Origin of the sequence: Stenotrophomonas sp. 22385, from assembly GCF_052045085.1 — a bacterium.
In the GTDB taxonomy this organism is placed as follows: Bacteria; Pseudomonadota; Gammaproteobacteria; order Xanthomonadales; family Xanthomonadaceae; genus Stenotrophomonas.
The window spans coordinates 299,221-318,747 of record NZ_JBQEOG010000004.1; the positions used below are offsets into that span (position 1 = coordinate 299,221).

The window sequence follows — 19,527 nt, forward strand, 5'->3', positions numbered from 1 at the left end:
ATTGCACAATCACATAAACCACGCAATCCTGATTTGACTGTCCACCCAGAGCGAACAATCCATGGACCGCCTCGACCACCTGCGCAGTTTCCTGCGCGTTGCCGAACTGGGCTCTTTTACGGCCGCCGCCGAGCAGCTGGGCCTGCCCAAGGCCAGCGTATCGCTGGCCGTCCAGAGGCTGGAGGCGGAAGTGGGCGTGCAGCTGCTGCACCGGACCACCCGCCGGGTGCGGCTGACGGCCGATGGCGCGCAGTTCCAGCAGCGTGCCCGCGACCTGATCGACGACATGGAAGACCTGCAGGGCATGTTCCGCCGTGACACCCAGCTCAAAGGCCGGCTGCGGGTGGACATGTCCAGCGGGCTCGCCCGGCAGCTGGTGATACCACGCCTGCCGGGGTTTCTTGAGAGGCACCCCGGGCTGGAGATCGAACTGAGCGGCACCGACCGCCGCGTCGACCTGGTGCGCGAAGGCTTCGACTGCGTGGTCCGGGTCGGCCCGTTGGACGACAACACGCTGGTAGCGCGCCCGCTGGGGGTGATGCACATCGTCAACTGCGCCAGCCCGGCCTACCTGGCGGCAAGAGGCGTGCCACGCTCGCGGGAGGACCTGTCGCGCCATGCGCTGGTGCATTACGTGGGCACGCTCGGCCAGCGCTCGCCGGGCTTCGAGTACCACGATGGCCAGGCCTACCGCAGCATGCCGATGCGCGGCGCCATCACGGTCAACAGTGGCGAGGCCTACAGTGCGGCGGCGCTGGCCGGGCTGGGCATCATCCAGGTGCCACGGCTGGGTGCGCGCGTGGCGCTGGCCGCCGGGACGCTGGTGGAAATCCTGCCGGAGTGCGTGGCCGAGCCGATGCCGGTCACCCTGCTGTACGCGCAGCGACGGCACCTGCCACGCCGGGTGGCGGCCTTCATGGACTGGCTGGCGGCGCTGGTCACGCCGGAGCTGGGCCGCCCGGATTGACCTGGGGCGAGGGGGTGCAGGTAAGCTGGGCGCCCTTCTGTAATCGTTTTCAGTGCCATGCCGGATGCCAGTAACGCCCTGACCGACAGCCCACGCGCACGAACCGCCGAACAGCACGCCACCCGTGCTGCGTTTTTCCTGCCTGGCTTCGCTACCGCCGCCTGGGCCCCGCTGGTGCCGTTCGCCAAGAGCCGCGCCGGACTGGATGAAGGCACGCTCGGCCTGGTGCTGCTGTGCCTCGGCGCCGGTTCGCTGCTGGCAATGCCGTTGGCCGGCATCCTGGCCGCGCGCCATGGCTGCCGCGCGGTGATGATCGCCACCCTGCTGATGGTGATGGCGAGCCTGCCGCTGCTGGCCATCGCGCCCTCGCCGTGGACACTGGGCCTTGCCCTGTTCGTGTTCGGCGCCGGTGTGGGCGCCTGCGACTGCACCATGAACATCCAGGCGGTGATGGTGGAGCGCGACAGCGGGCGGCCGATGATGTCCGGCTTCCACGCCTTCTACAGCATCGGCGGTGCGGTGGGTGCTGCTGCGATGACCGCGTTGCTGGCGCTGCGGCTGCCGCCGCTGTGGGTGTGCGTACTGGCGTCGGTGGCGATGGCGGTAGTGCTGGCGCTATCGGTAGCGTACTGGCGGCGCGATCGCGCGCCGAGCGGCGCCCCGGTATTCGCGATCCCGCATGGCGTGGTACTGGCGATCGGCGTGCTCTGTTTCGTCGCCTTCCTTGCCGAGGGGGCCATGCTCGACTGGAGCGCGGTGTTCCTGCATGAAGTGCAGCAGGTACCACCGGACCGCGCCGGCCTGGGCTTCATGACCTTCGCCATCGCCATGACGGTCACCCGCCTGGTCGGCGACGGCATCGTGGCGAAACTCGGCCGGCTGCGCGCGATCCTGCTGGGCAGCCTCGTGGCCGCGGCCGGCTTCGGCATCGCCACCTTGGCCAGCGCCCTGCTACCGGCCCTGCTCGGCTACGCCCTGATCGGCCTGGGCTGCGCCAACATCGTGCCGGCCCTGTTCTCGATGGCCGGCAACCAGAGGACCATGCCGGAAAGCCTGGCCATCCCCGCCATCACCACCCTCGGCTACGCCGGCGTGCTCGCCGGCCCGGCCCTGATCGGCGTCGTCGCCCAAGCGAGCAGTCTGGCGACGGCGTTCTGCCTGGTCGCAGCAGCCCTGCTGCTGGTAGGCATCACCGCCCGCTGGGTGAAGGCGTAGGTCCACACCCTGCGTGGACAGCGCGCACCGTCGTCGGGCGCTGCACGCCTGCAATGCTCAATGCGCCAGCGCGTAATCGATCGCCGCGCACACCGCCGCCACCTGCGCATCGTTGCACTGCTGTGGGGTCGCGCGCGGGCTGTCCGGATACACCTCGGTGGTGGTGGTGAAGCGCGCACCAGTGATGCTGGCACACAGCCCCAGCTTCTTCAGCGGATACTCGATCACCCCCGGTGCCACCACCGGCGAGCCGATGATCTCGTTCCTGTCGTCGGCCGGGGCGATATGGGTCACCCGCTCCACCGCCGCGTTGACCGCCTGCTGGAACGCCGGCTGCGGGTTTTCGGTGTCGTCCACCAGGTAGAAGCCATCGGGAATCAGGCCCGGGGCGAACGCCTTGCCATCGCGCGCGGCCAGCGCCGGGCGGAACTCGCTTTCGTCACTGTCGGTGGTTTCGTGCAGGTCGATATGCAGCACCATGCCGTCACGCAGCGGCGCCACCAGGGCCATCAGCGCTGCCGATTCCTGCGCCGGGCTGCTGGCCACGAACGAGCGGTTCGGGTCGATCGCATCGGCATTCCAGCGCTGGACGCGCTCGTAGCCCCATGGGCTCACGCACGGCGCCACCAGCACATTGGCGCGCCCTGCGTAGTCGGCCGCACGCGTGGCCAGGAACTGCAGTGCACCTTCCACGCCGCTGGTTTCGTAGCCGTGCACGCCACCGGTGACCAGCACCGACGGCAGCGCCGGGTTCCAGTCACGGCTGCGCACCGCGAACAGCGGGTAGCTGTCCGGTGCGTACTCCAGCGTGCCGTACTGGACCACATCGAACTGGGCGCGCAGCTGGTCCAGTACCGGCAGCACATCGTCGGCATAACGCCGCACCGGCAACTGCCGCGCCCGCCACTCCGCTTTCTCTGCATCGCCCCAGGGCTGGCCGGGGGTACCGATGGGATAAAAGCGGGTGTCGTTCATGCGGGGCTCGCGGTTGTCACGGAAGAACCGCGATTCTAGCCTGCACCCCACGCCCCTACAAATCGCCATGGCTCCCGGCCATCATGGGCTGGCATGACCGTCATGCGCCGCAGCTGCCCTCATGGCCCGCGAGAACTTCAATGACCTGCAGGTCTTCGTGACCGTAGCGCGCGAGCGCAGCTTTACCCGTGCTGCCGCGCAGCTGGGCGTATCGCAGTCTGCGCTCAGCCATACCGTGCGGGCGCTGGAGGAGCGGCTCGGTGTCCGCCTGTTGACCCGCACTACCCGCAACGTGTCGATGACCGAAGCCGGCGAACGCCTGTACGTGAGCGTGGCACCGCGGCTGGAGGAAATCGAAGCAGAGATCGCGGCCGTGGCGGAGTACCGTGACCGTCCGGCCGGCACCGTCCGCATCACCGCCTCCGAGCACGTGGCCAACACGGTGGTATGGCCCCGCCTGGCGAACGTACTGCCCCGCTACCCCGATCTGAACGTGGAGCTGACCATCGACTATGGACTTGCCGATATCGTCGAACAGCGTTACGACATCGGCATCCGGCTCGGCGAACGGGTCGCACGGGACATGATCGCGGTGCCGGTCACCGGCCCGCAGCGGATGGCGATCGTCGGCAGCCCGGCGTACTTCAGGAGCCACACCGCGCCGCTGCGGCCAGGTGACTTGGCCGCACACGACTGCATCGGATTGCGGCTGCCTACCCACGGCGGGTTGATGGTGTGGGACCTGCGCCGGGACGAGCAGAACGTGAACGTGCGCGTTCAGGGGCAATGGACCTTCAACAGCAGCATCGCCATGCACCGCGCCGCACTGGCCGGCGCTGGGCTGGCCTATCTGCTGGAAGAGATGGTGCTGGAGGACATCGCTGCAGGGCGCCTGCACCGGGTGATGGAGGACTGGTGCGATGTGTTCGACGGCTTCTACGCCTACTACCCCAGCCGCCGCCAATCTTCCAGCGCACTGCGCGTGGTGATCGACGCGCTGCGGGTGTAACGCCGCGCCCTTACGGGCGCAGCAGGACCTTGCCGTTGCGGCCCGGTTCGAGACTGGCTTTCGCCGCCTCTGCTATCTGGTCCAGCCCGAATACGGCGTCCACCGGCAGGCTCAGGCCGCCCGCCGCGGCCAGCTTCAGCAGCTCGCCCACCAGCGCACGCTTCTTTTCCGCGGCCATGTTCTGGCTCACCTTGCTGCCCCAGAAGCCCTTCACCACGGCCTGCTTGAAGATCACATCGCCTGAGCCCAGCTGCATCGGCTCGCCGGTCATCGAGCCGAACGACACCAGCGTGCCGCCCTCGCCCAGCAGGCCCAGCAACTCGCCGCTGGCACGCCCGCCGACCGAATCGACCGCCGCGGCCGCACCTTCGCCCACCCGCGCCTGCACCTGCGCCACCCAGTCCGCCTGCGCGGTGGAAATCGTGTTGTCGATGCCCAGCGCCGCCATTTCGGCCACGCCCGCATCGCGCCGCACCAGGTTCACGCAGTGCACGCCGCGCGCCTTGGCCAGCATCGCCAGCGCCTTGCCGACCGCACCATTGGCCGCGTTCTGCACGATCCACTGTCCGGCTTCCACCTGCAGGAATTCCAGCAGCATCAACGCGCTGAGCGGCATCGCGATCAGCTGCGCGGCCGTTTCATCGTCGATGCTGTCCGGCATCGGAATCACCATCCGCGCCGGCGCAATGAACTGCTCGGCCCAGGTGCCATGCACCGACGCCGCACTGACCCGCTGCCCCACCTGCAGGCCGGTCACGCCCTCGCCCAGCGCGTCGATCACGCCGGTGCCTTCGCTGCCGCCGATGGCAGGCAGCTCGGGCTTGTAACCGTACTGGCCGCGCACGGTCCACAGGTCATGGTTGTGGATCGGCGCCAGCACGGTGCGGATGCGCACCTCGCCCGCACCGGGATCAGGCGTGGCGGCCTCACCGCCATGCAGGACAACGGTCGGGTCACCAAACTGTTCATGCAATGCAGCGCGCATGCGAATCTCCTCTATCAACGACGATGGCGGTGTGCGGCGACCACGCCCACGCGCGGTGCGCGCCAGGCCCGGGTACGCAGCAGCAGGGTCTGCAGCACCAGCAGCGCGGCCACGGCCAGCGCCAGCACGGCCACGGTATCGGCACCGGGCAGGCGCCAGCCGGATTGCTTGACGTACATGCCCACCAGCGCCCAGATCACCGCCGCCGGGTAGGCGAAGTGCCCACGCAGACGGTGATTCATCACCCACGCCAGCAGGGTGGCCAGCGCCAGCAGCACCACGCTCCACGACAGCATGTCGCCGGTCGGCAGCCACTGGTAGGCCACGATCACCTGGGCGGTGTTGAGGAAGGCGGCCATCGTCAGCCAGCCTGCGTGCAGCGCCAGCGGATAGGCAGCGAAGGCGCGCTGCCCGGCACTGGCGGTGGCCGGCGCCGCGCGTACCGCCGCAACCAGCAGGCACACCAGCGCCAGCCAGATGATGGCCAGCGCCGGGAGGAACGCCTGGTTGGAGAATACCGGCATCCACGCCGCCGTCAGCGCGAACCCGGCGGCCGCCCAGCCGCGCACCCCGGCATTGTCATCGGGCCGGCGCTGGCGCAGCTGCCACAGCCCGAAGGCCACGTCCCACAGGAAGATCAGGCCCCAGATCGAAAACGCATAGCCGGCCGCAACCAGCAACGTGGGATAGCGGTCGGAGATCGCACCATTGGTCGGGCCGAACTGACCGGTCTGGGACAACCACGCCACCAACGGCATGGCCAAGGCGGCCAACAACACGATCCAGCGCATGCATTCACTCCCGCTCAAAGAGCACCGACCATACGCGCATTGCGGTTAAGAAGGTGCCATGACCGGCAGCGCACCACCATTGGTGATGCACCGGAACCATCACCCAAGTGCGGGATGTTGGTGACCGTGCTGCAGCGCCTTCAAGGCGCCCGTGCCACCCACGAAATGACGCACGATCGGCGCATGCTCATTGCGGTGCAGTGCCCTGACCTTCTCCTGCAGGGTCCGGTCTTCGGCCGTCACCCGCTCATGCTGGCGCAGGTGCTCGATCCAGGAGGGGGTCACGAAATATTCCAGGTGGATGCCCGGCGTGGCCACGTCCTCGGCCACGCCCCAGATCACCGCGCCATCGCGGCGGCGGGTACCGCCGAGCTCACCCAGCAACACATGGAACGCGGCGCGGTCGGCATCGTCGATGTGGTACTCCACCGTCACCAGCACCGGTCCCCGGTCGTGGGTGACCGGCACCGCCAGCTCCGGCGCGGGCCAATGGCCGGCCGGCCGCAGGTCCAGCTCTTCACTGCCGGCAATGCGCACCCGCCACACCAGCAGCCCGCCGATCACCGCACCCACTGCGGCGATGGTCAGCGCCAGCGGGATCGAGGTGCGCTGGGCAATGCTGCCCCAGCTCAGCCCACCGGCCGCCATCCCCAGCGAGAACACCATGATGTACAGCGACAGCGCGCGCGCCCGCACCCACGCAGGTACCGCCGTCTGCGCGGCGATCTGCAGCGAGGACAGCACCGTGATCCAGGCAAAGCCGTTGACCAGCATTGCCAGCGGCAACAGCGCCATGTGCCGCAGCCACGCCAGGCCGAACAGGCTCAGCGCGCAGGCCAGCGTGGCCAGCAGCACCAGCAGGTCGCGGTCCAACCGCGCGCGCAGGCTGGGCAGCACCAGGGCGCCACTGACCGCACCCACGCCGATGCAGCCCAGCAGCAGGCCATAGGTACCCGCCCCGCCATGCAGTTCGCTGCGCACCACCAGCGGCAGCAGCGCGGTCACCGCACTGGCGAAGAAGAAGAACCCGGCCGATTTGATCAGCACCGCCTGCAGGCGCCCGGCCCGCAGCGCATAACGCAGGCCTGCGCGCAGTCCGGCGCCGAAGCCCTCCGGCGGCAGGTTCGACACGTGCGCTTCGGGCTTCCAGGTGAACAGCACCCACAGCATCGCCGCGAAGCTCAGCGCGTTCAGGCCGAACGCCCACCCCGCGCCCAGCTGCGCCACGATCAGGCCGCCGATGGCCGGGCCGAGCGAGCGCGCGATGTTGATGCCGATCGAATTCAACGCCACGGCCGAGGCCAGCATCGGCCGTGGCACCAGCTCGGACACGATCGCCGCCTGCGCGGGCATCGCCATCGCTGCGCCGCAGCCCATGGCGAAGGTGAGCCCGACCAGCAACGGCGGGGTCAGCAGGTTCAGTGCGGTCAGCGTGGCCAGGGTGGCGGCCACCAGCAGCATCCAGCCCTGGGTGAACAGCAGGTAGCGGCGGCGGTCGACGATGTCGGCCAACGTGCCGGCGGCCAGCGCCAGCAGCACCACCGGCACCGTGGTGGCCGACTGCACCAGCGCCACCATCAATGGCGAGCCGGTGCGCTCGGCCATCACCCACGCGGCGGCCACATCGTTGACCCAGGTGCCGACGTTGCTGCCCAGGATCGCCAGCCACATCGCGCGGAACAGCTTGATCTTCAGTGGCGACCACGCGCCCGGGGCGGCGTTTTCGTGTGTATCTACCATTGCCATGCTCCTACTACCGATGCAAACAGGGTGTCGCGGCCACCGGCCGCACGCAGGCCGGGACCGGCCTCGAACCAGGCCAGCTGGCCTTTCCAGGTCCAGTGCCGGCTGGCCTCCCAGCTGGTTTCCCACTTGTACTGCTGGCCGATCCGCCGGGGCGTGCCGGCCGTGCCGGGCACGGCGGCCAGCGGTGCCGGGGTGGTGTACACCGCATCGCTGCGGCGGTGCTTCCAGGCCAGCTGCCAGCCGATCTCGGTGGTCAGGCCCGGGCGCGGCGTCAAGGACAGGGTCGGCTGCACGTCCATCAGGTTGGCCGGCGCCAGCAGGCTGGCTTCGCTGAAGTACGCCGACTTGGGGTACATCGCGTTGAAGGTGTCCAGGCGGCCATCGTGCGCGTCACGGTCGCCGCTGGCGATATCCAGCTTGATGCCCAGGCGCGGCTGCCAGCGGTGGCCGGGCCACCGAACGCCACTGTCGGTGGCCAGCGTCCAGGCGCGGATCGCCAGATCGCCCTGCGCGCGCGACAACGTGCCGCGCTGCGCGACCAGTTCGATGTTGGCGTTCCAGCGCGGCTGCAGCACGAACCAGCGCGCGCCGAGAGAGGTGCGGCGCTCGTCGCCCACCGCACTGGCAAAACGCGCGCCATCGCGGCCATACCCGAGCAGGTAAAGGTCCAGCCCATTGCCGGGCCGTGCGCCCTGCCAGGTGGCGTAGCTGCCAACCAGGAACTGGCCCTGGTCGCTGCGGTCATCGAAGGCGCCCATGCGGTTATCGACCGGGCGCAGCGCCATCACGTCCAGCGTCAGTGCACCCTGCTGCCAGCGCCCGCGCACGCCGTCGAAGGCCAGCCGGATGTTGGGGCCATCGCGCACCGACAGCAGGCGCGAGCTGCCATAGGCCGCCTCCTGCCGCCCGAGCTGCCAGGACAGGCGATCACCGTGCCAACGCAGGTAACCCTGCTGCAGGTCCAGCGCGCCGCGGTCGGTGCCACCGGGCCCGCCAGCGCGGCCCTGCTCGGCATGCACGCCCAGCTGCGCCATCGCTTCCCAGCGGTCCCGCGTGACGGTCACCGAACCCAGCGCGCGCATCAGGCCATAGCCATCTTCGCGGCCCTGGATGCCAAAGCGGGTCGGGTCGTAATACATGCCGCGCAGGCGCAGGGACGCATCCAGCTGAACCTCGCCACCGCCCTCCAGCGCGATGCAATGACCCGACGCATCCGGCGTGCACGCGAACGCCAGCGCCGGTACCGCCGACGCCAGTGCCAGGCTCAGAAGGCGAAGCACGAACATCCCAGCGCGCCCCAGAACGCGTTCGGCGCATCGGTAGGCACCGCATGCGCCGCCGCGTGGCCGTGGCCATGGGTGCGGCAGGCACCTGCGCCGTGACCGTGTGCATGCGAATGCGCCACCAGCCCGGTAGCCGCGCCGCCGACGTGGTAGCCGCCAAAGCGGTTGACCGGTGACCAGTCCGGCATTGCCGGCGGCAGTGTCGGCGCGAGCGGGCCGAAGTCACCTTCGCCATGCACCACCCGTCCGCCGACCACGGTCAGCACGCTGGTGATATCGGCAATGGCGGCATCGTCCACCGCGAAGAAGTCCGACGAGAGCACGCAGAAATCCGCCAGCTGGCCGACCGCCAGCGTGCCTTTGCGGCCGTCGTCGCCGGAGAACCACGCGCTGCCCTGGGTCCACAGGCGCAGCGCTTCCTCGCGCTCGAGCAGGTTCTCTTCGCCATACAGGGCCAGCCCACCCACGGTGCGACCGGTGACCAGCCACGACAGCGCCACCCACGGGTTGTAGCTGGCCACGCGGGTGGCATCGGTGCCGGCGCCGACCGGCACGCCCGCCTGCAGCATGCGCCGTACCGGCGGGGTGTGCCGCGCCGCATCAGCGCCATAGCGCTGCACGAAGGCCTCGCCCTGGTAGGCCATGCGGTGCTGGATCGCCAGGCCACCGCCAAGCGCGCTGATCCGGTCGATGTTGCGCGGGGTGATGGTCTCGGCGTGGTCGATGAACCAGTGCAGGCCGTCGAACGGAATTTCGCGGTTGACCTGCTCGTACACATCCAGGATGCGGTCGATGCTTTCATCGTAGGTGGCGTGGATGCGGAACGGCCAGCGCTTTTCCACCAGCAGCTTGACCACTTCATGCAGCTCCGGCTCCATGCCTGCCGGCAGTTCCGGGCGCGGTTCGTTGAACAGTTCGAAGTCGGCCGCTGAGAACACCAGCATTTCGCCCGCGCCGTTGTGGCGCAGCAGGTCATCGCCCTGGCGCGGGGTGAGGATCTCGCTCCAGTGCTGGAAGTCCTGCACTTCCTTGCCCTTGTTCTGGGTGAACAGGTTGTAGGCGATGCGCACCGTCAGTTCACCGTCGCGGTGCAGCTGCTCGATGACCTGGTAATCCTCGGGGTAATTCTGGAAGCCGCCGCCGGCGTCGATCACCGAGGTGATCCCCAGCCGGTTCAGTTCGCGCATGAAGTGCCGGGTCGAATTGGCCTGGTACTCGATCGGCAGGCGCGGGCCCTTGGCCAGCGTCGCGTAGAGGATCAGCGCGTTCGGCTTGGCCAGCAGCAGCCCGGTGGGGTTGCCCAGGCTGTCGCGCGCGATCTGCCCCCCGGGCGGGTCGGGCGTGTTCCTGTCGTAGCCACAGGCACGCAGCGCGGCGCGGTTGAGCAGCGCGCGGTCGTACAGGTGCAGCAGGAACACCGGCGTATCCGGCGCGATGGCGTTGATTTCGGCCAGCGTCGGCAGGCGCTTTTCCACGAACTGTTCGGCCGTGAAACCGCCCACCACCCGCACCCACTGCGGTGCCGGGGTGTTGTCGACCTGCGCCTTGAGCATGGCCATTGCGTCCGACAGCGAGCGCAGCCCGTCCCAGCGCAGTTCCAGGTTGTAGTTGAGGCCGCCGCGGATCAGGTGCGTATGGCTGTCGTTGAGTCCGGGCACCAGCCGGCGGCCACCGGCGTCGATCACCGTCGCGTCGGTCAGGCCTGCGCGCACCTGCGCTTCGGTGCCAATGGCGGCGATACGGCCATCGACCACGGCCAGCGCATCCGCGTGCGGCAGGTGCGGGTCAAGCGTGGTGATGCGGGCGTTGCGGATGAGCAGCGTGGTCATGGGTTTCTCCGGGTACGTGGCGAAGGCGCGGCCGGCCAGGCCCAGCGCCATGGCAGCGCCAGCGCCGAGCAGCAGGTCACGGCGACCAGGCAGCATGGGATCAGCGGTCATGGTGGACGTCTCCGCTCATGGAAACTGCAATGCAAGCGCGCCGGGACCGGCCAAGGCGATGGCGCACAGCGCCAGCGTCCAGAACAACGGGTATTCAATGCCGCCGCGCATCCAGAACCAGCCCCTGGGCAGGGCCAGCACGGCGGTGAATGCCAGGAACAGCGCCGCGACCGTGGCCGCCACGCGCACCTGCCAGCCCACAAGCACGGCCACCCCGGACAGCACCTGCACCACCGCCAGCAGCAGCGGCGCCGGTGCCGGTGCAGGCAGGCCGAAGCCACGCAGTTCATCGGCGAAGCCGGCCAGTCCCGGCCCCCCGAACCAGCCGAACAGCTTGCCCAGCGCGTGCGGCAGCAGGAAACCACCTGCTGCCAGCCGCAGCACCAGCAGGCCCAGGTCCTGGCCGGTGGCGCCGCCCATGCTCAGTGCCCGCCTTCCTGTGCGCCGAACATGCTCTTGGCGTACTGGATGCCCAGGCCATAGCCGCCGGCATGTTCGCGGGCGATGCCGGTGGTGAGGGCATAGGTGGCGCTGCGGCCCCAGTCGCGCTGGAGTTCCAGCAGGTACTGCACCGAGGTGATCGGCACCGCGCCGGCCTGCACCATGCGGGTCACCGCACGCTCGTGTGCTTCATCGCTGACATCGCCGCAGGCATCGGTGATCACATACACCTCGAACCCCTGGTCGATGGCCGACAGCGCCGGGCCGACGATGCAGACGCTGGTCCACAGGCCTGCGATGACGACACGCTGCTTACCGATGCGGTTGATCTCATCGATCACCGGCTGGTCTTCCCAGCAGTTCATCGAGGTGCGGTCGAACACCTTCTGGCCCGGGAAGATCGGCGCGATCTCCGGGAACATCGGGCCGGAGAACGACTTTTCGGCCACGGTGGTCAGCACCACCGGGACCTTGAACCCGGCAGCGCCCTTGGCGATCAGCGCGACGTTGTTGCGCAGCGCGGCGATATCGATGGTGCGGGTGGCGAAGGCCATCTGCGACTGGAAGTCGATCAGCACCAAGGCGTGATCGGCCGGCGACAGCAACGAGGCGCCGGCAACGGCGGTGGCGGTGGTCATGGGGGACTCCTGGGTGGTCGGATCCGCTCATGGTCGTCGCCGGAGCGGCAATGCCCTACCCCCCTTGGGTGGTGGCGTTGGCTACTCTTTTGGGGGAGACGCGGCGCCGCTAGCGCATCGACGCCGGCGCGCGCCTGCCCCAAAAGGGTAGTCGTGCACTGCCCCTGGCCTGCGACAATCCCCGCATGCCGCATGCGTCCCACGTGTTTCGTTTCCCCGTTCCGGCAGCCGCGTGGCGGGCGCCGCGTGCACTCCTGGTGTCACTGGTTCTCGCGCTGCTGGCACCGCTGCCGGTTGCCGCGGCCGGCCTGGACGCCTACGGGCACAGCGCCTGGGTGGTCGGCGAAGGGGCCCCGGGTGATATCTGGGACATCGCCCAGCTTCCCGATGGCCGACTGCTGCTGGCCACTGGCGCGGGCCTGTACCGCTTCGACGGGCGCCAGTTCGAGCGGGTGGCCCCGCCCAATGGCGGCTCGTTCCCCTCGGCGAACATGACCTCGCTGTCCGTCGATCCAGATGGCACGCTGTGGATTGCGTATTTCAACGGCGGCATCACGCGCCTGGATGCACACGGCTCGCGCGATTTCGGCAGCCGCGACGGCCTGCGCCCGGGACTGATCCCGCGCATGGAACGCGATGCGAGCGGCCGCCTGTGGGCCGCCTCGGATGCAGGCCTGCGCTGGTTCGACGGCGAACGCTGGCAAGCGCCGACCGAGGCGATGGGCATTGGCGACATACCGGCGCACTGGGCACTGCGCGACCGCGCCGGAACGCTGTGGCTGCTGGCCGGCGACGAACTGTGGCGGCTGCGCGCGCATGCCCGCCGTTTCGAGCGCATGCACCTGGCGGTGTCCCGGTTTTCCTCGCTTGCCCTGCGCGGGGACGGCCAGGTGTGGCTGGCTGACCGCCAGCAGGGTGTGATGCCCATTGGCGATGCACGTGGCCTGGTGACCGCCGCACACCGCCACGCCCATCGGCTGCCGGGGCTGCTGGCCGGACGCATCCGCTTCACCTCCGACGGCAGCCTGTGGGGCAGCTTCGTGGCCAACGGCGGCATCTTCCACGTCGCTGCCGACGACAGCGGCGGCAACCGGGTCGAGCACTTCGACGCCGCGCAGGGGCTGGCCTCCACCACCGCCGGGCCGCTCCTGCAGGACCGCGAAGGCAACCTCTGGGTCGGCTCCAACCTGGGCCTGAACCGGTTCCGCCAGCGACTGGTGCATGCACTGGCGCTGCCCGGTCCGGCCGACCCCCTGCGCACGCTGTCACGTACGCCCGAAGGTGAGGTGTTCGGCTATGGCAAGGACCTGCGGCCGATGGCGCTGCGCCGCGAGGGGGTGGACGCGGCCCCGGCGCGACGCTCGCCGGGTCCGCCTGTGGCGTCCGGACCGCTGTGGCTGACCGGGCAGGAGGGCCCGCTGCGGATCGACCGCAGTCAGCGCACGCCGCTGGTACCGCAAGGCATTCCTGCCCCGCATGAGCCGCGCGCGATGCTGGCGCTGGGCCATGACCAAGCCTGGTTCTGCTTCCGCAATGGCGGCGTGCTGCGTTACCGCGCCGGGCGCTGGATCCAGGACCCGGCCCTGCCGCCGCAGGCGTGTACCGCGCTGGCCAGCGGCAGCGACGGTCAGGTGGCCATCGGCTACCCCGACGGCACGCTGCGGGTCGGCGGTAGCGGCACCTATCGTCACTACACCCGCGCCGACGGCCTGGACGTGGGCCCGGTGACGTCCACCGCGATGATCGGCGCACGGATCTGGGTCGCCGGCGAGAACGGCCTGGCCCTGCTCGGCCGGGACGGACGCTTCCGCACCGCGCTGGCCGCCACCGCAGGTGTCTTCGAAGGCATTACCGGCATCGCGCGCGACACCCGCGGCTACTATTGGCTCAACGGCAGCCGCGGCCTGGTCCGGGCCAGCGCCGACGCGCTGGAGCAGGCGGTCGACGCGGGCAGGGAAACCGCTCCGCGCCTGTACGACACCGCCGACGGCATGCCGGGAATCGCCACCCAGGCCACCCCGGTGTCAAGCGCACTGCTGGCTACGGACGGGCTGCTGTGGGTGGCGACCAACCAGGGCCTGGGATGGCTGGACACGCTGCAGGACCGGCCCAACGCACCGGCGCTGCTGCCGCACATCGACACGGTCACCTCCGGCAACCGGCAGCAGCCGCTGCGCGATGGCCTGCAGTTGCCGGCCGGCACCGCGCAACTGCAGATCGACTACCTCGCCGTGTCGCTGGCACGCCCCGAGCGGACCCGCTACCAGCATCGCCTGATGGGACTGGACGCGGAGTGGCAGGAGGCCGGCAGCCTTACCCGCGCGTTCTACACCAACCTGCCGCCGGGCCCGTACCGCTTCGAGGTGCGCGCCGCCAACGAAGACCAGGTCTGGAGCACCGCAGTCGCGCAGCGCAGTTTCACCATCGCACCGATGTGGTACCAGACGCTGTGGTTCAGCGCCGCGTGCGTGCTGGCGATGCTGGCCCTGCTGGCCCTGGCCATGCGTCTGCGCAGCCGCAGCCTCACCCGTCTGGTACGCGCGCGCCTGCAGGAGCGCCACGCCGAACGCGAGCGCATCGCGCGTGAACTGCACGACACCCTGCTGCAGGGCACCCAGGGCCTGATCCTGCGCCTGCATGCAGTAAGCCGTTCGGCGCACGCCAGCCCGGAAGTGCGCGAAGCACTGGAAGCGGCGATGCAGCAGGCCGAGAGCGCGCTGGCCGAAGGCCGCGAACGGGTCAACCGGCTTCGCGAAGGCAGCGATGATTACCAGGACCTGGGCGCCTCGCTGGTGCAGGTGTATGGCGAGCGCGCCGCCGACAGCAGCAGCCCGTGCTTGCGCCTCAACGTGGAAGGCACGCCGAAGCCGCTGCGCCACGATGCCGCGGAAGAGGTCTTCCTGATCGGCCGGGAGGCGTTGTTGAACGCCCTGCAGCATGCGGCCGCGGAGGCCGTCGACATCGAGCTGATCTACGCCCGCCGCGGCCTGCGCCTGCACATCCGCGACGACGGCAGCGGACTGCCGGCCACCCTGCCAGACGGCCGCTGGGGCCTGGTCGGCATGCGCGAACGCGCCGAACGGCTCGGCGGGCGCCTGCGGCTGTGGTCGCGCCCCGGGGTGGGTACCGAAATAGAATTGTCCCTGCCTGGCGAGCGCATCTATCGCCACCACCGTCGGCGCTGGCGGTGGCGGCGTACTTCCGGAGAAACCGCATGACCGCTGCATCCCTGCCGATCGGCATCCTGGTGGTCGACGACCACCCCCTGCTGCGCGACGGCCTGGCCGCACTCCTCGGCCTGCAGCCGGACATGCGCCTGCTGGGCGAAGCGGCCGATGGCGAGGAGGCGGTGGCCCAGTACCTGGCCCTGCAACCGGACGTGGTGCTGATGGACCTGCAGTTGCCCGGCGTGGACGGAGTGGAAGCGATCACCCGCATCCGCCACCTCGACCCGCGGGCGCGGATCATCGTGCTCACCACCTACCGCGGCGATGTGCGCGCGGTGCGTGCGCTGCAGGCCGGGGCCAGCGGCTACCTGCTCAAGGACATGCTGCGCCATGAACTGGTCGACACCATCCGCACCGTGCACAGCGGCCGCCGCGCCGGCATTCCGGCCACGCTGGCGGCCAGCATCGCCGCACACGTGGTTGAAGACAGCCTGTCACCCCGCGAAACCGAAGTGCTGGGCCATGTCGCTGCCGGGCGCTCGAACAAGAGCATCGGCGAACAGATGCGCATCTCCGAGCAGACGGTCAAGGCGCACATGAAGAACATCATGGAAAAACTGGGCGCCCGCGACCGTACCCACGCCGTCACCCTCGCCCTCAAGCGCGGCATCATCACCCTGGACACCGACCCGTAGTGCCGGGCCCTGCCCGGCAACCACGCACCACCCAGCGAAGCCGCTCAGCGCAACCGGACCACCAGACTGCACCCGGCCGCCAGCGTCGCCAACCCAGCGACCGCACTCCATCCACCGTGCGCCAACGCCACCGCGCCCAGCGCCCCTCCTGCGGCCATGCCCAGAAACACCCCGGTAAACAGCAGCGCATTGAGCCGGCTGCGCGCTTCCGGCGCCAACCCGTAGACCAGCGTCTGGTGCGATACCAGTGCGGCCTGGAACCCAAAGTCGAACACCACGGCACTGACCGCCAGCAACGGCACGATCGCCACCCGCGGCAGCCACGCATCCAGCAGCAGCATTGCAAACCCCGCCAAGGCAATCCCGATCGCGATGCGCGCCACCGCGTGGCTGCCCAGCCGGTCGGCCCAGCGGCCGGCCAGCGGCGCCGCCAGCGCACCGGCCGCACCGGCGATGCCGAAGGCTCCGGCCACCGCGCTGCCCAACTGGTACCGGTCGTGCAGCATCACTGCCAGGGTCGACCAGAACGCACTGAAGCCTACCGCCAGCAGCCCCTGCGCGAACACCGCACGGCGCAGTTGCGGCTGTCCACGCCACAGGTGAGCCAGCGAACGCAGCAGCGCCGGATACCGCAACGACGTGGTCGGTGCCAGGTGCGGCAACTCGCGCGCCAGCACCAACGCCATCACCACCACCGAGCCGGCCGCGATACCGAACATCGCCCGCCAGCCCAGGGCCTCGGCGACCAGCCCACTGGCCACCCGCGACAGCAGGATGCCCAGCAGCAGCCCGGTCATCACCTTGCCCACCACCGCGCCACGCTCGGCTTCGGGTGCCAGCATCGCCGCCGACGGCACCACGTCCTGGGCCACGGTGGCCATCAGCCCGATCAGCAGGCTGGCCAGCAGCAGGGTGGGCAGGCTGCCCGACAGCGCTGCTCCGGCCAGCGCGGTGGCAAGCAGCACCGACTTGAGCAGGATCAGCTGGCGGCGGTCGAAGCGGTCGCCCAAGGGCGCCAGCAGCAGGATGCCGAGCGCGTAGCCCAGCTGGGTCAGGGTTGGCACCATGCCGGTAGCCTGCGCGTCGCTGCCCAGCCCGCTGGCGATGACGCCCAGCATCGGCTGGCTGTAGTAGATCGAGGCCACTGAAAAACCGGCCCCGGCCGCCATCGCGACGATCAGCCGCGACGGCACCGCAGGCCGGGGTACGGCCATCGCCGGGGTATGCACGCTGGACATGAGCCACTCCACGCTTCAAGAAAGTGGAGTCAGCATCGCGCCTGTAGATCAAGGCGTGTAGTAGGCTTCGGTACATATCCATCATACGAAGGTTGTATGAGCACGCCCTTCCCGGCATCCGGTGCGGACCGGATCGACCTGCTGGCCACCTTCGTGCGCATTGTCGAGAGCGGCAGCCTGTCGGCGGCCGCGGTACAGCTGGGCACGACCCAGCCGACCGTCAGCCGCCGGCTGCAGACGCTGGAACGGTTGTTCGGCCTGCACCTGCTCAAGCGCTCCACCCATCAGATGACACTTACCGAGGACGGCGAGCGCTGCTATGCGCACGCTCGCGCCCTGGTGGATGACTGGGATGCGATCCAGGCGGACCTGCGTGGCGAAGTGGACGTACCACGGGGACGGCTGCGGGTGGTGGTGCCGCATGCCTTCGGCCAGGCCCAGCTGCTGGACCCGATGCTGCAGTTCATGGCCCGTCACCCGCAGGTCACTCTGGAGTGGATGCTGGAAGACCAACCGGTGGATTTCATCGCCGACGGGATCGACTGCGCCATCCGGGTGGGCGGCGTAGAGGAACCGCAGCTGGTGGCGGTGCCGCTGGCGGAGGTGCCGCGGATCGTGATTGCCGCACCTTCGCTGCTGGACGCGGCCGACCTGCACGATCCCGCCCTGCTGCCCGGCCTGCCGTGGATCGCCCTGACCACCTTCTACCGCGATCGCTTCACCCTGCTTCCGGCCGATGACGGTCCGGCGCTGCGGGTGGACATCCAGCCGCGCCTGCTCACCGACAACCTGTTTGTCCTGCGCCGGGCGGCCGTGTCTGGCCTGGGCGCGGCGGTGGTGTCTGCGTGGCTGGTGGGTGATGACCTGCGTGAGGGACGCCTGGTGCAGCTGGTGCCCGGCTGGAAAGCGCCACCGTTGCCCGTGCACCTGGTCTACCCCGCCGCGCGCCAGATCCCCTCGCGGCTGCGCGCCTTCATCGATGCCATGAAGGCCAGCCTGCCGCATACCCATGGCATGCGGTCGTTGCCGATGCCCTCACCTTTATAATATAGCCGCTGCTATATTGGCGGGCATGAGCGCGGAACCCACCTCCCCGACCGTCACCGCGTGGCCGCAGGCCACCGGCAATCGCCCCAGCCTCGGCGAGATGCACGCCAGCGTGGCCGTGCCCAGCGGTGGACACTGGTGGTTCCGGCTGCTGGCTTTCCTGGGCCCCGGCTACATGGTGTCGGTGGGGTACATGGACCCGGGCAACTGGGCGACCGACATCGCGGGTGGCGCGCAGTTCGGCTACCTGCTGCTGTCGGTCATCCTGCTCTCCAACCTGATGGCCATCGTGCTGCAGGGGCTGTCGGCGCGGCTGGGCATCGCCACCGGCCGCGACCTGGCACAGGCCTGCCGCGACTATTTTTCCAGACCGGTGAACCTGTGCCTGTGGGTGCTGTGCGAGATCGCCATCATCGCCTGCGACCTGGCCGAAGTGATCGGCACCGCCATCGCGCTCAAACTGCTGTTCGGGCTGCCGCTGGTGGTGGGTGCGATCATCACCGCCGTGGACGTGGTGCTGGTGCTGTGGCTGATGCATCGCGGCTTCCGCGCGCTGGAAGCGTTCGTGATCGCCCTGCTGCTGGTGATCTCTGCCTGCTTCGTGGTGCAGATCGCGTTGGCCGCGCCGCCGCTGATGGCAGTGCTGGGCGGCTTCATCCCGCGCGCGGAGGTGGTCACCAACCCGCATGCGCTGTACCTGGCGATCGGCATCATCGGTGCCACCGTGATGCCGCACAACCTGTACCTGCACTCGTCCATCGTGCAGACCCGTGCCTACCCGCGTACCGACAGCGGCCGGCGCAGCGCACTGCGCTGGGCCGTCACCGACAGCACGATCGCGTTGATGCTGGCGTTGTTCATCAACGCCTCGATCCTGATCCTGGCCGCAGCGGTGTTCCATGCCAACGGTCGCACCGACGTGCAGGAGATCGAGCAGGCCCATGAGTTGATGGCACCGATGCTGGGGGTCGGGGTGGCCTCGACCTTGTTTGCGGTGGCGCTGCTCGCCTCGGGCATCAATTCCACCGTGACCGCTACCCTGGCCGGGCAGATCGTGATGGAAGGTTTCCTGCGCCTGCGCATCGCCCCGTGGGCGCGCCGCCTGCTGACCCGTGGCATCGCCATCGTGCCGGTCGTGATCGTCACCGCAATCTACGGCGAACAGGGCACGGCGCGGCTGCTGGTGCTGAGCCAGGTAGTGCTGTCGATGCAACTGCCGTTCGCGGTGATTCCGCTGGTGATGTTCGTCGGCGACAAAGCACGCATGGGCACGCTGGCGGCCCCGCGATGGCTGTTGACGCTGGCGTGGGTGATTGCCGCGGTGATCGTGGTGTTGAACGTGAAGTTGTTGGCGGAGACGTTGGTGGGGTGATCGGGGGTCGCCGGGCAT

General features: G+C 69.4%; 16 protein-coding genes. 7 read left to right on the forward strand and 9 right to left on the reverse strand.

The features are described 5' to 3' along the window. Positions 1-61: 61 nt before the first annotated feature. Positions 62-967 carry a LysR family transcriptional regulator gene (locus ACTJI4_RS09760; protein WP_440869222.1) on the forward strand — a complete coding sequence of 302 codons (906 nt, stop codon included), beginning with the start codon at positions 62-64 and terminating at the stop codon, positions 965-967. A 57-nt stretch (positions 968-1,024) separates the two neighbouring features. After that, positions 1,025-2,182, forward strand: coding sequence for an MFS transporter (locus ACTJI4_RS09765; protein ID WP_440869223.1), 1,158 nt, complete (start codon positions 1,025-1,027; stop codon positions 2,180-2,182). A 57-nt stretch (positions 2,183-2,239) separates the two neighbouring features. Here the strand turns inward: ACTJI4_RS09765 and ACTJI4_RS09770 are convergent, their stop codons facing one another. Then, positions 2,240-3,157 carry a M14 family metallopeptidase gene (locus ACTJI4_RS09770; RefSeq protein ID WP_392924088.1) on the reverse strand — a complete coding sequence of 306 codons (918 nt, stop codon included), beginning with the start codon at positions 3,155-3,157 and terminating at the stop codon, positions 2,240-2,242. A gap of 121 nt (positions 3,158-3,278) precedes the next feature. Between ACTJI4_RS09770 and ACTJI4_RS09775 the strand changes: the two genes are divergently transcribed. Continuing rightward, on the forward strand, positions 3,279-4,166 hold the full coding sequence (locus ACTJI4_RS09775; protein ID WP_440869224.1) for a LysR family transcriptional regulator: 888 nt from the start codon (positions 3,279-3,281) through the stop codon (positions 4,164-4,166). A 10-nt stretch (positions 4,167-4,176) separates the two neighbouring features. Here ACTJI4_RS09775 and ACTJI4_RS09780 read toward each other — a convergent pair whose 3' ends face one another. The 7 genes from ACTJI4_RS09780 to ACTJI4_RS09810 form a co-directional block, all read right to left on the reverse strand. Beyond that, a complete protein-coding gene (locus tag ACTJI4_RS09780) occupies positions 4,177-5,151 on the reverse strand; it encodes a zinc-binding dehydrogenase (protein WP_392924094.1) in 975 nt (324 codons plus the stop codon). 14 nt (positions 5,152-5,165) lie between these two features. Further along, positions 5,166-5,942 carry a hypothetical protein gene (locus ACTJI4_RS09785; protein WP_392924096.1) on the reverse strand — a complete coding sequence of 259 codons (777 nt, stop codon included), beginning with the start codon at positions 5,940-5,942 and terminating at the stop codon, positions 5,166-5,168. A 99-nt stretch (positions 5,943-6,041) separates the two neighbouring features. After that, positions 6,042-7,682, reverse strand: coding sequence for an MFS transporter (locus tag ACTJI4_RS09790; RefSeq protein ID WP_440869225.1), 1,641 nt, complete (start codon positions 7,680-7,682; stop codon positions 6,042-6,044). Beyond that, positions 7,676-8,974, reverse strand: coding sequence for an alginate export family protein (locus tag ACTJI4_RS09795; RefSeq protein WP_440869226.1), 1,299 nt, complete (start codon positions 8,972-8,974; stop codon positions 7,676-7,678). The genes ACTJI4_RS09790 and ACTJI4_RS09795 overlap by 7 nt, the downstream gene beginning before the upstream one ends. Continuing rightward, on the reverse strand, positions 8,953-10,800 hold the full coding sequence (locus ACTJI4_RS09800) for an amidohydrolase (protein ID WP_392924266.1): 1,848 nt from the start codon (positions 10,798-10,800) through the stop codon (positions 8,953-8,955). The genes ACTJI4_RS09795 and ACTJI4_RS09800 overlap by 22 nt, the downstream gene beginning before the upstream one ends. A 126-nt stretch (positions 10,801-10,926) precedes the next feature. Continuing rightward, positions 10,927-11,331 carry a DoxX family protein gene (locus tag ACTJI4_RS09805; protein ID WP_440869227.1) on the reverse strand — a complete coding sequence of 135 codons (405 nt, stop codon included), beginning with the start codon at positions 11,329-11,331 and terminating at the stop codon, positions 10,927-10,929. A gap of 2 nt (positions 11,332-11,333) precedes the next feature. Continuing rightward, positions 11,334-11,990 (reverse strand): hydrolase, encoded by a 657-nt coding sequence (locus ACTJI4_RS09810; protein ID WP_440869228.1) that lies wholly within the window; start codon positions 11,988-11,990, stop codon positions 11,334-11,336. 257 nt (positions 11,991-12,247) lie between these two features. Here ACTJI4_RS09810 and ACTJI4_RS09815 point away from each other — a divergent pair, with 257 nt between their 5' ends. Together ACTJI4_RS09815 and ACTJI4_RS09820 are read left to right on the forward strand one after the other, a co-directional pair. Then, complete coding sequence (locus tag ACTJI4_RS09815; RefSeq protein WP_440869229.1) at positions 12,248-15,208, forward strand: sensor histidine kinase; 2,961 nt, start codon at positions 12,248-12,250, stop codon at positions 15,206-15,208. Next, positions 15,205-15,852: a response regulator gene (locus tag ACTJI4_RS09820; protein WP_440869230.1), complete on the forward strand. Its 648-nt coding sequence runs from the start codon at positions 15,205-15,207 to the stop codon at positions 15,850-15,852. Before ACTJI4_RS09815 ends, ACTJI4_RS09820 begins: the two co-directional genes overlap by 4 nt. A 44-nt stretch (positions 15,853-15,896) precedes the next feature. Here ACTJI4_RS09820 and ACTJI4_RS09825 read toward each other — a convergent pair whose 3' ends face one another. Beyond that, positions 15,897-17,021 carry an MFS transporter gene (locus tag ACTJI4_RS09825; protein ID WP_440869267.1) on the reverse strand — a complete coding sequence of 375 codons (1,125 nt, stop codon included), beginning with the start codon at positions 17,019-17,021 and terminating at the stop codon, positions 15,897-15,899. Between the two features lie 165 nt (positions 17,022-17,186). Here ACTJI4_RS09825 and ACTJI4_RS09830 point away from each other — a divergent pair, with 165 nt between their 5' ends. Then, the gene (locus ACTJI4_RS09830) at positions 17,187-18,137 is read left to right on the forward strand and encodes a LysR substrate-binding domain-containing protein (protein ID WP_440869231.1); all 951 of its coding nucleotides are present in this window, start codon (positions 17,187-17,189) and stop codon (positions 18,135-18,137) included. Positions 18,138-18,162: 25 nt separating this feature from the next. Then, complete coding sequence (locus ACTJI4_RS09835) at positions 18,163-19,509, forward strand: Nramp family divalent metal transporter (RefSeq protein WP_440869232.1); 1,347 nt, start codon at positions 18,163-18,165, stop codon at positions 19,507-19,509. The last annotated feature ends 18 nt before the right edge of the window (positions 19,510-19,527 follow it).

What these genes read in the sequence shown, in the direction of transcription:
- ACTJI4_RS09785 (WP_392924096.1), bottom strand. Translation starts at nt 5,942, where the DNA reads ATGCGCTGGATCGTGTTGTTGGCCGCCTTGGCCATGCCGTTGGTGGCG.
- ACTJI4_RS09830 (WP_440869231.1), top strand. Translation starts at nt 17,187, where the DNA reads ATGAGCACGCCCTTCCCGGCATCCGGTGCGGACCGGATCGACCTGCTG.
- ACTJI4_RS09820 (WP_440869230.1), top strand. Translation starts at nt 15,205, where the DNA reads ATGACCGCTGCATCCCTGCCGATCGGCATCCTGGTGGTCGACGACCAC.
- ACTJI4_RS09835 (WP_440869232.1), top strand. Translation starts at nt 18,163, where the DNA reads ATGAGCGCGGAACCCACCTCCCCGACCGTCACCGCGTGGCCGCAGGCC.
- ACTJI4_RS09760 (WP_440869222.1), top strand. Translation starts at nt 62, where the DNA reads ATGGACCGCCTCGACCACCTGCGCAGTTTCCTGCGCGTTGCCGAACTG.
- ACTJI4_RS09765 (WP_440869223.1), top strand. Translation starts at nt 1,025, where the DNA reads ATGCCGGATGCCAGTAACGCCCTGACCGACAGCCCACGCGCACGAACC.
- ACTJI4_RS09790 (WP_440869225.1), bottom strand. Translation starts at nt 7,682, where the DNA reads ATGGTAGATACACACGAAAACGCCGCCCCGGGCGCGTGGTCGCCACTG.
- ACTJI4_RS09770 (WP_392924088.1), bottom strand. Translation starts at nt 3,157, where the DNA reads ATGAACGACACCCGCTTTTATCCCATCGGTACCCCCGGCCAGCCCTGG.
- ACTJI4_RS09800 (WP_392924266.1), bottom strand. Translation starts at nt 10,800, where the DNA reads ATGACCACGCTGCTCATCCGCAACGCCCGCATCACCACGCTTGACCCG.
- ACTJI4_RS09810 (WP_440869228.1), bottom strand. Translation starts at nt 11,990, where the DNA reads ATGACCACCGCCACCGCCGTTGCCGGCGCCTCGTTGCTGTCGCCGGCC.
- ACTJI4_RS09825 (WP_440869267.1), bottom strand. Translation starts at nt 17,021, where the DNA reads ATGGCGGCCGGGGCCGGTTTTTCAGTGGCCTCGATCTACTACAGCCAG.
- ACTJI4_RS09805 (WP_440869227.1), bottom strand. Translation starts at nt 11,331, where the DNA reads ATGGGCGGCGCCACCGGCCAGGACCTGGGCCTGCTGGTGCTGCGGCTG.
- ACTJI4_RS09775 (WP_440869224.1), top strand. Translation starts at nt 3,279, where the DNA reads ATGGCCCGCGAGAACTTCAATGACCTGCAGGTCTTCGTGACCGTAGCG.
- ACTJI4_RS09795 (WP_440869226.1), bottom strand. Translation starts at nt 8,974, where the DNA reads ATGTTCGTGCTTCGCCTTCTGAGCCTGGCACTGGCGTCGGCGGTACCG.
- ACTJI4_RS09780 (WP_392924094.1), bottom strand. Translation starts at nt 5,151, where the DNA reads ATGCGCGCTGCATTGCATGAACAGTTTGGTGACCCGACCGTTGTCCTG.